We start from the raw sequence: 12,580 nt of genomic DNA, 5'->3' as shown, positions 1-12,580 counted from the left end.
GAAGCGCACTCATGAAAGGATTCATCATTGCACTCGGGCGCACGCTGCGCCGTCCCTGGGCCTGGACACTGCTCGTAGCCCTGAGCCTGGGCAGTCTGGTCTGGACCCTCGGTCCCCTGCTGGCCTTTGCCGGCCACAGTCCCTGGACCTCGGTCACCCATCGCCTGGCCACCCTCTGCGGCCTGCTCCTCGCCTGGGGGCTGGCCATGGCGCTGCTGCAGGGCTGGCAGCAGCGTCAGCGCCGACTGCATCTTGCGACCGAAGCGGGCCAGCACGATCAACTGCGCGCCGAGCGCATCAACGACGAGGCCCATGAACTGCAGTCCCGCGCCCGCGATGCCTACCGCACCCTGCAGGGTGCTGGCCTCTATCGAGGGCGCAGCCAGCGTTGGCGGCGTGAGCTGCCCCACTATCTGTTGCTGGGTCCGGAAGGTGCCGGCAAGACCTCGCTGCTGGACTTCTCCGGTCTCGAATTTCCGCTCAACACGGAGCGCTCCCGGCTGACCCGCGACGTCAGCGGTACCCGTCATTGCGACTGGTACTTCGCCGAACAGGGGGTGCTCCTGGACACCGCCGGCCGCTACCTGACCCAGGGCGATGCCCCGGTGGACAGCAGCGCCTGGCAGACCCTGCTGCAGCTGCTGCGCAGCCAGCGGCGGACCCGGCCGCTCAATGGCATCCTCGTCGTCCTGCCCGTGGCGCAACTGACCAGTGGCAACGAGGTCGCCCTGGAAATCCTGGCGCGCCAGGTGCGCGCCCGCCTGCATGAGGTAGCTCGCGAACTCAAGGTCGAGGTACCCGTTTATCTGGTGCTAACCCAGACTGATCAGCTGCCCGGCTTCGATGCCTTCTTTGATGGCCTCTCCCGCGAGGAAGGCGAGCAGGTGCTGGGCACCACCTTTCGTGAAACCCAGAACGGTACCGATCCCGGGGTGCTGCGCCAGGAGTTCGAGGAACTGCTGCGCCGCCTTAACAGCCAGGTCATCCCGCGTATCCATCAGGAGCGCGACGGCCAGCGCCGTGGCCAGATCCTCGACTTTCCCCATCAGCTGGGCCGTCTGGGCGATGGCCTCACCCTGTTCGTCGAGCTGGCCTTTTCCGGCAATCGCTACCAGCGTGCGGCCCAGTTACGCGGCTTCTACCTGACCAGTACTCCGGCACTGACCCAACAGCTTGACGCCCAGACCCAAGGCATCGGCGATCAGCTCGGCCTACCCAGCAGCCTGCTGCCCCAGTACCGCAGCGGCCAGCCTCGCTTTATCCGCCAGCTGTTCAATCGCGTGATCTTTCCCGAGGCGTCCCTGGCCGGCCTCGACCAGCGCGAGCTGCGCCGATTGAGCTGGGGACAGCGAGGTCTCTATGCCGCAGCCCTGGCCAGCCTGGCCCTGGGTGCGGCGCTCTGGACCGGCAGCTTCGCGGGTAACCACGAACGCCTCGAACGTCTGCGCGATCTGGCACAGCACGGCACGCAGGCACGCAGCCAGCTCAAGGCCGACGCCGATGCCCGCGCCGTGCTGCCGGTGCTGGACAACGCCTATGCCGGCACCCAGGTCTTTCCCGCCGCCGGCGCCACGCCATTGCGCGAACGTACCGGACTCTATCAAGGGGAGGCCGTGCGCCCTGCTACCGAGGCGGCCTATCACCAGGCCCTGGACAGCTACCTGCTGCCACGGCTCAAGGCGCAACTGGAAGAACGCATCCGCGACAGCCTAGGCGACCGGGAGCAGCTGATCGGCCACCTGCGTGCCTACCTGATGCTGCAGCTACCCGAACGCCGCGACACTCGCGCCCTGCGCACCTGGGCCGCCGCCGACTGGTCGCAACGTTACCCGGGTGACGCCCTTACCCAGAACGGCCTGGACACCCATCTGGCGCGGCTATTGGAGCAGGGCTTCGGCGCCTATCCAGTGGATGCTCATCTGGTGACCCAGGCACGCCAGGTGCTGCGTAGCGAATCCATCGCCGCGGTGGTCTATCGCATCCTGCGCGACCAGGCCAGCGGCTTGCCGGTCTATCGGTTGAGTCAGCACCTGGGCGCCCAGGCACTGGCCTTCGAAGGCGCCGACTATCCCATACCCGGCTTCTATACCCGCGAGGGCTACGCCCAGACCTTTTCCACCCAGGGCCTCGCCGTGATCCGGGAATTGGCCGCCGACAACTGGGTACTCGGCGATGGCGATGGCGACGGCATCACCGGCATGGACCTGCGCCATCTGCAGGTGGAACTCGAACAGCTCTACTTCCGCGACTACGCCAATCAGTGGAGCGAGGCGCTCGCCCGGGTCACCCTGCAACCCGTGGGCGACGCCAACCAGGGCGCCGCCCTCCTGGCCGGACTGACCTCGGCCAATTCGCCGCTGCTGCAACTCCTGGTAGAGGTACGCAACAACACCCGTCTCGCCGCTTCGGCCAACGCGCTGGCAGGCCAGGGCGACGCCCTGCCAGATACCGCGCGCCGCAGCCTGCAGAATCGCTTCGAGAATCTGCACCGGCTGCTCGACGAGCAGGGCGCCGCAGCGGCCGATCTCGCCCCGGCCATGGCCGCGCTCAACGACCTCCAGCAGCAACTGGCGGGGCTGGCCCATGCCAGTGCTCCGGAACAGGCCGCCTTCGAGCTGGCCAAGGCGCGCATGGCAGGCAACCGTGATGTGCTGAATAGCCTGCGCAATGCCTCCAGTCGCCTGCCCACTCCGGTCAATGGCTGGCTTGGCCTGCTGGTGGACGACAGCTGGAATCTGATCCTCGCCGGTGCCTACGACTACATCAACGGGCGCTACCAGAGCGAGCTGCTGGCGAGCTATCGCACGGCACTGGACAAGCGCTATCCATTCAAGGCGGACAGCGAGAGCGATGTCTCCCTGGTCGACTTTCGCGAATTCTTCAAGGCCCAGGGCGTCGCCGACAGCTTTTTCGAGGCCTACCTAAAACCCTTCGTGGCCCGTGGCGAGAGCGACGCCTACCGCCCGCGCAGCATCGATGGCCATAGCCTGCCGCTATCACGAGAGTTCCTCGCCCAGATGAGCCGCACCCAGCAGATCCGGCGCGGCTTCTTCGCCGAGAATCCGGCCGAACCCGGCATCGTCTTCAAGCTCGAGCCCTATTCCCTGGATCCGAGCCTAACTCGCGCCGACCTCAATATCGGCAAGGAGCGCCTGGAATACCGCCATGGTCCTATCGTCGCCGCCACCTTCCGCTGGCCGCAGAACGATGCCTTCAGGACCACCCTGGTGCTAGAGGAGCTAGGGGGTCGTCGCGTCGGCCTGGAGCAGGACGGTAGCGCCTGGTCACTGTTCCGCCTGCTGGACCGCATGAAGCTGCAACAGCACAGCGTTCGCGACGTGCTGCTGGTACAGGCTGATCTGAAGGGCCGGCATGCCGGCTATCTGCTGTCCAGCCAGCGTTCGCCCAACCCCTTCGACCTGGCCACCCTACGTGGCTTCAAGCTGCCGGAGCGTCTCTGATGGCGACGGCCCTGAGTCTTGCCCGTACCCATCCCGGCAAGGTACGCGCCCATAACGAGGATGCCCTTCTAGAGCGTCCCGCCGATGGCTTCTGGGTGGTCGCCGATGGCATGGGCGGTCACCAGGACGGTGCGCGAGCCAGTCGCCTGGTCGTCGAACGCCTGGCCGAAACGTCTTTGAGCGGTAACCTCGATCAGCGCCTGGATCAGGTGCGCCGGGTGCTCCACGACACCAATCGGCGCCTGACCCAGGACCTCACGGTGCTGGCCGACGGGCCCGAACGTCTGATCGGCACCACAGTGGTGGCGCTCTTGGTCAGCGCAGGCGAAGCGGCTTGCATCTGGGTGGGCGACAGTCGTGCCTATCTCTGGCGCGGTAATCAGCTCTACCAGCTGACCCGCGACCATCGCCTGCTGGAACGCCTGATCGACGTCGAGGGCCTCAGTCCACGCCAGGCAGAGCGCCATCCTGGCGCTCGCGCCCTGACCCGGGCACTGGGCGCCCAGGAGGCCCTGGCGCTGGACATCGTACGTTTCGAGCTGCAGACCGGTGATCGCCTGCTGCTCAGCAGTGACGGTCTGCACGACGTCTTGGAAGCGCGCGCCTTGGGCGCTGCACTCTCCCTGCCTTCGCCCACGCTGGCCCTGGAGCGTCTGCTCGATGGCGTGCTCCAGGGCCCGGCGCGCGACAACCTCACCGCCATCGTCATCCATCCCCAGGAGGCCGCATGAACCTGCAGGAGCGCGCCGGCGATGAAGGCCTCACACACTTCGCCTTCGCCCCTCCCAGGACGACGCCCGTTACCCGTCATCTGCCGCCCCTACCCGAGTTGCTGGGCGGCCGCTATCGGCTGGACAGCCTGCTGGGCGTCGGTGGCATGGGCGCCGTCTACCGCGCACGCGACCTGTTGCGCGAGCAATACGGCGATCCGGCACCCCAGATCGCGATCAAGGTACTCAACGACGATTTCGCCGAGTACAGCGATGCCAATGCCCTGCTCTACGGGGAATTCGCCCTGACCGTGCGATTACGCCACCCGCACATCGTGCGCCTGTACGGCTTCGAGATCGACCATGACAGCGAGCGCGCCTTCATCACCCTGGAGCTCTTGCGGGGTCCAACGCTCGACGCCCTGCTCTGCGATCGTCCCGAGGGGCTCGACTGGACCGAGCTGCAGGAAGTTGCTCTGCCGCTGCTGGACGCCTTGCAGTTCACTCACGCCAACGGCGTCCTGCACGGCGACCTCAAGCCCAGCAACGTGATCCTCACCGACAGCGGTCTGCGCCTGTTCGACTTCGGCCTTGGCCAGCCCTGCGAAGACCTGCTGCCCGGCCTGCCACGACTGAGTCGCGGCCGCTTCAATGCCTGGACGGTGCGCTATGCCTCTGTCGAATTGCTCGAGGAAGGATTGCTCACCCCGGCGGGTGATCTCTATGCCTGCGCCTGCGTGCTCTACGAACTGGCCACGGGCAAGCATCCCTATCGCCGTCTCAGCGCCAAGCAGGCGCGCAGCCTGCAGATCGAACCCGAGCGACCGGCAGCCATGCCTACAGTGGCCTGGCAGGTGTTGCGCAAGGCCTTGGAAATCGACCCTGCCCGTCGTCAGCAGGATCTTGGCGAATGGCGCGCTGCCTGGCAACCAGCGGCGGCGCCGCCGCAGCCCTGGTGGCAGCGTCTGCTCACGCGTTCCACGTGAAACCTCTCACTGTCAGGAAGACACCTCATGTTCAACCCTGCCAATGCTCCGCACTTCACCCTGACCCTGCCGGGTTTGGCCCATGATTTTCAGGTTCTGGCCTTTCACGGGCAGGAAGCCATCAATGAACCCTATTGCCTTCACGTGGAGGTCATTAGTGAAAAGCCCGACTGGGCGTTGGAAGACCTGCTGAACCGTCCTGCCTGGCTGAGCCTGGGTCCGGCGGACGTGGGCATCCATGGGCTGCTGGGCGCCGTCCTTCAGGGCGACTCGGGTAGGCGATTGACCCGCTACCGCCTGGAGCTGGTTCCCCGCCTGGCCTATCTCGCTCAACGCACCAATTCGCGCATCTTCCAGAACCTTGCGGTACCTCAGATCCTGGCCAAGCTGCTCGAAGAGCATGGGATCCTGGAAGGCGCCTATCGTCTGGCCCTGGGTCCCACGCCCTATCCCGCACGCGACTACTGCGTACAGTACGGCGAGAGCGATCTGCACTTCCTGAATCGACTGTGCGAAGAAGAAGGCATCCACTATCACTTCGAACACTGCCCAGAAGGCGCCGTGCTGGTGTTCGGCGATGACGCCACCAGCTTTCCACGACTCGCTGCCACGCCCTACCACCCAGGTAGCGGTCAGGTAGCCGATCACCCGGTCGTTCGCGGACTCCAAGTCGGACTGCAGACCCGCAGTTCTCAGCTGACCCTGCGTGACCAGGATCCCCTGCAGCCCCGGCTGCGCCTGGAGAGCCGCAGTGACCTGAAGCAACAGCCGGCCTTGGAAAGCTACCGCTTTCCCGCCGGCTTTCGCGATCGCGGGCGCGGCAAGCAACTCAGTACCCGTGGGCTCGAGGCCTTGCGCGTCGACAGCCAGACCGCCCAGGGCCACGGCGATCAGCCGCGTCTGGCCAGCGGTCATTTCTTGCCGCTGACCGAGCACCCCCGCGCGGACTGGAACCAGCTGTGGCTGCTCACCCGTATCGAGCACCAGGGCCACCAGCCCCAGGTGCTGGAGGAAGGCCTGGGTACCCCTGCGCTGTTGACGCTGCCGGGCGACGACGGCTGGACCCAGGGCTACCGCAACAGCTTTCACGCCCTTCCCTGGCAACTGTCCTTCCGGCCCCTGCCCCGTCATCCCAAGCCTCGCCTGCTCGGCCAGCAGAGCGCCGTGGTCACCGGCCCGGCCGGAGAAGAGATCCACTGCGATGCCCTGGGCCGGGTCAAGGTGCAGTTCCATTGGGATCGCGAAGGACAGGCAGACGAACGCACCAGTTGCTGGCTGCGCGTAGCCAGTGGCTGGGCCGGCAATCGCCATGGCGCCCTGGCTATGCCACGCGTCGGCATGGAAGTCCTGGTGGGTTTTCTCGAAGGGGATCCTGACCAGCCGTTGATCCTGGGCTGCCTGTACCACGCCGAGCACCAGCCCTCCGTCCAGCTGCCCAGAGACAAGACCCAAAGCACCTTCAAGAGCCTGAGCAGCCCGGGTGGTGGGGGCTACAACGAACTACGCATCGAGGATCGCCAGGGGCAGGAGGAAATCCATGTCCATGCCCAACGCGACTGGGACGAACATATCCGCCACGACCATCGCAGCGAGATCGGCCACGAGCGCCATCAGCGTATCCATGGCAACAGCCATAGCGAGCTGCATGCCGAAGAGCACCGCCTGATCCATGGCCTGCGCAAGGCCGAGGTCAAGGCCAGCGACCACCTGCTGGTCGGCGGTAGCCAGCACCTCAAGCTGGGCAGCGGCCAGTTCATCGATGCCGGCCAGGAAATCCATATCAAGGCAGGCGATCGCCTGGTCATCGAAGCCGGCAGCGAACTCACCCTGAGCGCCGGTGGCAGCTTCATCACGCTCGACGCCAGTGGCGTCACCCTGATCGGCTCCCTGGTCCGCCTCAACGCGGGTGGCGCCCCCAGCAAGGGCTCCGGCATCGCCCTGCAGCTGCCACGGCCACCGGGCGTCACCGAGCCAGGCACGGCTGGCGAGCCGAACGAATTGGCACTCAACAACGAACTGCAGCCCCAGAACGCAAAACCCCAGCGGATGCTCAATTTTTCCGTCTGATCAGCCATTCAAAGGACCCGCCGCGGTGACGCGGCCTCGGCCAAGGACAGCAGCATGACCACCCACCCTATCGTTCCCCAACCCAAGGTAGAAAACTGGGCCTACCCTTTCAAGGCGAAAGGTGGCCAGGAGGTCACCGATCCCCAGCTCTATCAGCAAGCTCTCGCCCAGGCCCGCGGTGGTACCTATCTATTAGGTAGCAATGGCCTCTGGCATGGCGGCGTGCACTTCGACGAAGGCACCGCAGCCTTCCTGGATCAATCCCGTATCCATTGCATCGCCGATGGCGAGGTAGTCGCCTATCGCATCGACGACAAGGTGCATCGCTTCGTCCCCGATGCGCACACGATGTCAGAGGGCAAGACCTACTCCACCAGTTTCGTTCTGGTCCGCCATCGCCTGGAAGCTCCGCAGTTGGCTGACAGCGATGAAACGCCGCCTTCGCTGGTGTTCTTCAGCCTCTACATGCACCTGCTGGATTGGGCAGGTTACCAAGCCGATCCCGCCCTGCCCCGCCCGGTTTTCTGGGGCAATGATCGCTATCGGGTGCGAACTCAGGGCGGCAGGCTCAATGTTCGTCAGGCGCCACGCAGCACTGCGCCGGTACAGGCCGAGCTCGACAACGGTAGCCGGATACGCATCGCTGGCAACGGCGCCTGGTGCCAGATCATCGAGATCCTCGATAACGGCCTGACCCTTCGACCCGGGCACACCCAGGTCGGTCTGGGCTATGTCGCCCGCCGCTACCTCAAGGCAGAAGCCACGCCCAAGGTGCAGAACACTGTAGTAGTCCTAGACCAGCCCTTTCCGATCAAGGCCGGCGCTCTACTGGGTCATCCAGGCCTTTACGAAGGCCAGCAGCAGATCCACCTGGAAACCTTCAGCTGCGACGACCTCCCCGCCTTCATCGAGCGCAGCCGCGCCTGGGCCGCCAGGCTGCCCGACAGCGACAAGACCCTCCTGAAGATCCACGCCGGGGCGAGCAAGCTGATCACCCATCGACCGGATATCGATGCCAATCATCCTCCGCGGATCAGCGATCCGGGGTTACAGGTGGGTGTGAATCTCATCCTTAGTCAGGCGCAACTGGATGCTCGGCCCGCAGCCGACAAGATCGTCATACCGGCGCAAAACATAGGCGGTATCTGTACTCCCGAACAGCGCTGGTGGCATTTGAAAGGATTGCTGGCAGACGCAGAAGAAAATCCTATCGATGGGTGGCTTTGTGAGCAGGAATTTATTACTAGCCGGCATAGTCCGTGGGAGTGGGTTGACTATGAAACGATTCAGGACTCAACTGCTCCGAGATCTAGGCTTGCTTATAAAATGAGCAACTTGGATCTTCTAACCTCTGACGAAAAAATCCACTACAGTTCCGAAATCATCAAAGGTAGCCAAAGCCCTATAATTATCAAATTTCGCAAACTTATCGACGAGAACGAAGATCGAGTACTGAGCGACAAGGAGCTAAAAAAGTTTCTTTCAAAACCCTGGTTAGCGCAAAAACTCCAGAAAACCATAGCATTGTGTGATAGCGAGTGGAATTGGGACCCTGAAAAATGGAGCTTTTTGGATGAGCTCTTGACTGCTGAAGCAGAAAACGAAAACAAAGAATGGGAGAATGAAAAGCAAAAAATCAAGATCCTATCGTGGTGGAAGCAGGCAAGCTCCGTAGAGAGTTTATCTACACTCGCAAAGTGCTGGCACATTCAGGGTCTCGATTTAAAAAGCCACTTTTTGAAACGCAGGATCCATCCTATCGTAACTGTTCTTGGCGAAAGAGTTGAGCTAGACTTTTTATTAAAGCATCAAGGAAAAAACTTAGAAGACAAAGATGTTAGAGAGGCAGCGGCCGAATTGGGATGCGAGCCCGGATTGGTATACGCAATTGCAAAGCAGGAGTCCTCTCACTCTTCCTTCATTGAAATAGATGGAGAAAAAATTCCATCAATTTTGTACGAGCGCCATCATTTCAAGAGGCTAGCTCGGAACGAATCTTTGGAGAGCTCTCATCAGGATATTTATGGCCCTCCTTACAGAAGAGCTAAAAAACTAAAGAATGGCACGTACATAGACACTAAAACATTACAGCAAGTACAGTTAATAGACACTTACGGGCCTTCAGGAAGGTTTCAGTATGAACGTCTTATCCGCGCATATCGCTTAAACGAGGATGCTGCTCTACAGGCTTCGTCTTGGGGGAAATTCCAAATAATGGGCTTTAATTACAAGGCAGCGGGCTACGAAACAGTCAAAGATTTTACAAAAGCCATGTCAAAGGGCGATGGCGAGCACATCAAAGCTTTTTTGAGATTTGCAAAGAGAAACGCTACGCTTCTAAGGGGATTGAGAACCAGACATTTCGAAACGATTGCGCAAGGGCACAATGGCAAAAACTGGAAAGAAATAAATCCAGACTACGCAAAAAATATAGAGAAATTTTACAATGAATACAACAATAACTAAGAGCGCAGCGAGCCTCATATTAGTCGTTCTATGCAGCAGTTCGCTTGCTAAAAATCAGTCCACTTATTCAAAAAACAGCCTATGCCAAAATAAAGAAAATATCATTTTATCGTTCAAAATGGCTCAAAGGCAGAAGCTCGTCTCTATTTGTGTAGGCCCTGAAAACAGCTACCTGGTCTACAGGTATGGGAACCCAGACCATGTAGAGCTTAGCTATCCTACAGCGCTGGATATCGAGTCATGGAAGAGATTCTCCTACAATAGCTATGCAAGAGCATCAGGAGAGTCGAATGACCCTAAAGGAAGTTACGAACTTTCCTTCTTCAACAACGATACAGAATACTTTGTCTATCAAGACTGGGGATCAGGAAACGATTATGAGGTCGGCATTATAATCGCCGATAAAGGTAAGAATTATAAAATATTAGGCATTCCTGAAAGCCAAACAGGATCTCTTTCACGACTCGATGCCTTTAAATATTTAACAACCAACCAGCAATAGAAAATAATAGGCATTTTAAACCGGAACTTTAATCATTTATAGCGTAAAAAACAACTACAAACATCATTTGCCAATGATCTTTGGAAAATTATTTTAGAAGCATCTTGATTCTACTTTCTAACAACCCCGGAAACCTCGTATACCACGTCTGATTCAACGGCGACGGATGCGGTAGTGGATAGAGGGTCAGCGTCTTGCGGATGCCCTCCTCCGTTTCCAGGGTGACCTTGATGCTGCTTTCGAAGCGGTCTTCACTCTTCCAGAAGGCTTCCAGGCGGGCGCGTTCTTCCTTGGGTTGGCCGATGCTGAACCAGAGGAAGGCCTCGCGACCGAAGGTGATGAGCTGGGTGCCGTGCCAGTGTTCCACCAGCAGGCGGCGCATCAGGGGATGGAAGGTCTTTTTTACCCGTTCCGACCAGGCTTTGTTGCCCAGGGGTTTGTAGGGCACGGTGTTAGCCCAGAAGAACTGCTGGCTCAGGCTGCGGCTGGCCTCGAAGTCGGCCGGGGGATGGCCGTACAGGTGGGTATAGAGGACCTTGCGGGCGATCTGGCCGCCGCTGCCGATGAAGGGCTCGCCGTACTTCACTTCCTCCCGCCCCGGATCGCGACCGAAGAAGCCCAGGGGCGCATCGGGATCGCCCAGACCGATGATGGGGTCCAGCGGGTCCTTGGCGAATTGTTGATAGACCGGAAGATCGACACCTGGAAGATCGGCAGCGAGCTGGCGAAAGGCTTCGCGCTCTGCGGAAGACAGCGGCATGCAACAGCTCTCCATCGAGGAATTAATCCCTCTAGTAGAGCGCTGCCCGGCGGTTGACGTTCCGTAACGACTGGCGGAGCGGCAGCCCTGGGGCGATAGGGTAAACTGCCCGGCTCGAACGACCCTCAAGGTGAATCCCGTTGATCAATCTGCTACGCAACGGCCTCGGCCAGGTGATCGTCGGCCTGGATCTGGTGACCCGGCCGCGCAAGCTCCAGCGCAGTGAGCAGGCCCAGGCTGCCATTGAGGCGGAACTGGCGAATCTGTCGCTCTATCAGTTCCAGGCCTGCCCTTTTTGCGTGAAGACGCGGCGGGCGCTGCATCGGCTGAACCTGCCGATCCGCCTCAAGGACATCAAGAAGGATCCACAGCTGCGCGCCGAGCTGGAACAGGGCGGTGGCCGGGTGAAGGTGCCTTGCCTGCGCATCGACGAAGGCAGCCAGAGCGTATGGATGTACGAGTCGGACGACATCATCGCCTATCTGGAGCAGCGCTACGGCGAGCGGCAGCCGGGGTAACGTTCAGGTAGCGACTAGGATGGACAAGGCGGCGGCGTTGCTCAGGCTGACGCCTTGGCGTGTTGGGCTTCGCTGCGCTCAACCCAACCTACGGGGCTAGAGGTCGCTTTCTTCGACCTTGCGGACCTTGCTAGCGTCCAGGGTGTAGGAGGCTTCGGCGAGATCGTTATCGACCGCCTCGGTGTGCAGGGTGCCGATGACCCAGTAGGGCTCGTAGATGTCGGGTAGCGGCACGCCCTTGGGGTAGCGCACCAGCACGATCTGGTTCGGCGGCGGTGGCGGGACGTGGATGCAGGCACCCGGATAGGGCACCAGGAAGAATTCGCGGAAATTGCCCTTGGCGTCGGTCTCAAGCGGCACTGGAAAACCACCCAGGCGCACGTTCTTGCCATTCAGGGCGGCCACGGTGCGGGTGGAGTGCATCACCTCGGGCAGGCCATTGTCTTTCTGCTTGAGCCCGCCCGGCGAGCCGAAGCCGCCCGGCGCCTCCGGGCTGTTGTGGGTGATCTCGGGCATGGTCTCCAGGGCCCGACGATCTTCCGCGGTGAGCAGGTCCAGCCAGTTGGTTTCGGGCGGTTCACCCTTGGCGGCGTGAGTCAGCAGGGGCAGACTGGCGAGCAGCAGGGTGATGAGCAGTCTGGGCATGGTCGGCAGGCTAGGCGCAAAAGTCCGAGTGTGCGGCGCGGCGGTCCAAGGGTCCAGACCCACGACCGCCAACCAGAGCCTCTTCCATAAAAAAGCCCCCGGGTCGACGGGCGACTCCGAGGGCTGAAAACTGTGTAGCTAGGCTTCGCCGACGCGAAGCGGCGTCTTAGCGACGCTTGGTCACCATGCCGTAGATGAACAGCACGATGATGGCACCGACCACGGCACCAATGAAGCCTGCGCCTTCACCGGCACGGTAGATGCCCAGTGCCTGGCCCAGGTAGGTGGCGACCACGGAGCCGACGATGCCCAGAATGATGGTCATGATCCAGCCCATGCTGTCGTCGCCCGGCTTCAGAAAGCGGGCAACCAGGCCGACGATGAGACCGATGATGATGGTTGCGATGATGCCCATGTGAAGAATCCCCTGTTTGAGTGCTGGTAAGACAACGCCGGTCAGCAGGC

Annotated in this window: 10 protein-coding genes; 7 read left to right on the top strand and 3 right to left on the bottom strand. The window is 61.3% G+C overall.

The window, feature by feature from the left end:
- The first annotated feature begins 11 nt into the window (after positions 1 to 11).
- From tssM to FEZ61_RS12370, 6 genes are read left to right on the top strand one after another with little or no spacing between them, the layout of a single operon-like run.
- Complete coding sequence (gene tssM / locus FEZ61_RS12395) at positions 12 to 3,461, top strand: type VI secretion system membrane subunit TssM (protein ID WP_173148857.1); 3,450 nt, start codon at positions 12 to 14, stop codon at positions 3,459 to 3,461.
- On the top strand, positions 3,461 to 4,192 hold the full coding sequence (locus tag FEZ61_RS12390) for a PP2C family serine/threonine-protein phosphatase (RefSeq protein ID WP_173148855.1): 732 nt from the start codon (positions 3,461 to 3,463) through the stop codon (positions 4,190 to 4,192). The genes tssM and FEZ61_RS12390 overlap by 1 nt, the downstream gene beginning before the upstream one ends.
- Positions 4,189 to 5,157 (top strand): serine/threonine-protein kinase, encoded by a 969-nt coding sequence (locus FEZ61_RS12385; RefSeq protein ID WP_173148853.1) that lies wholly within the window; start codon positions 4,189 to 4,191, stop codon positions 5,155 to 5,157. The genes FEZ61_RS12390 and FEZ61_RS12385 overlap by 4 nt, the downstream gene beginning before the upstream one ends.
- A gap of 27 nt (positions 5,158 to 5,184) precedes the next feature.
- Positions 5,185 to 7,224: a type VI secretion system tip protein TssI/VgrG gene (tssI, locus tag FEZ61_RS12380; protein ID WP_173148851.1), complete on the top strand. Its 2,040-nt coding sequence runs from the start codon at positions 5,185 to 5,187 to the stop codon at positions 7,222 to 7,224.
- A 54-nt stretch (positions 7,225 to 7,278) separates the two neighbouring features.
- Positions 7,279 to 9,690 carry an N-acetylmuramidase domain-containing protein gene (locus FEZ61_RS12375; protein WP_173148849.1) on the top strand — a complete coding sequence of 804 codons (2,412 nt, stop codon included), beginning with the start codon at positions 7,279 to 7,281 and terminating at the stop codon, positions 9,688 to 9,690.
- Positions 9,671 to 10,192 carry a hypothetical protein gene (locus FEZ61_RS12370; RefSeq protein WP_173148847.1) on the top strand — a complete coding sequence of 174 codons (522 nt, stop codon included), beginning with the start codon at positions 9,671 to 9,673 and terminating at the stop codon, positions 10,190 to 10,192. Before FEZ61_RS12375 ends, FEZ61_RS12370 begins: the two co-directional genes overlap by 20 nt.
- Positions 10,193 to 10,280: 88 nt before the next feature.
- On the opposite strand, the gene FEZ61_RS12365 is transcribed toward FEZ61_RS12370, so the two are convergent.
- A complete protein-coding gene (locus FEZ61_RS12365; protein WP_173148845.1) occupies positions 10,281 to 10,952 on the bottom strand; it encodes a uracil-DNA glycosylase family protein in 672 nt (223 codons plus the stop codon).
- 140 nt (positions 10,953 to 11,092) lie between these two features.
- Between FEZ61_RS12365 and FEZ61_RS12360 the strand changes: the two genes are divergently transcribed.
- Positions 11,093 to 11,470, top strand: coding sequence for a glutathione S-transferase N-terminal domain-containing protein (locus FEZ61_RS12360; RefSeq protein WP_173148843.1), 378 nt, complete (start codon positions 11,093 to 11,095; stop codon positions 11,468 to 11,470).
- A 96-nt stretch (positions 11,471 to 11,566) separates the two neighbouring features.
- On the opposite strand, the gene FEZ61_RS12355 is transcribed toward FEZ61_RS12360, so the two are convergent.
- Both FEZ61_RS12355 and FEZ61_RS12350 read right to left on the bottom strand, forming a co-directional pair.
- Positions 11,567 to 12,115 (bottom strand): DUF3299 domain-containing protein, encoded by a 549-nt coding sequence (locus tag FEZ61_RS12355; RefSeq protein ID WP_173148841.1) that lies wholly within the window; start codon positions 12,113 to 12,115, stop codon positions 11,567 to 11,569.
- A gap of 166 nt (positions 12,116 to 12,281) precedes the next feature.
- Positions 12,282 to 12,530: a GlsB/YeaQ/YmgE family stress response membrane protein gene (locus tag FEZ61_RS12350; protein ID WP_007160058.1), complete on the bottom strand. Its 249-nt coding sequence runs from the start codon at positions 12,528 to 12,530 to the stop codon at positions 12,282 to 12,284.
- Between the last annotated feature and the right edge of the window lie 50 nt (positions 12,531 to 12,580).

This window comes from Pseudomonas sp. MS15a(2019) (assembly GCF_013277805.1).
In the GTDB taxonomy this organism is placed as follows: Bacteria; Pseudomonadota; Gammaproteobacteria; order Pseudomonadales; family Pseudomonadaceae; genus Chryseomonas; species Chryseomonas benzopyrenica.
The sequence above is the reverse complement of the archived record's forward strand: the minus strand, read 5'-3'. Positions and strand labels throughout refer to the sequence as shown.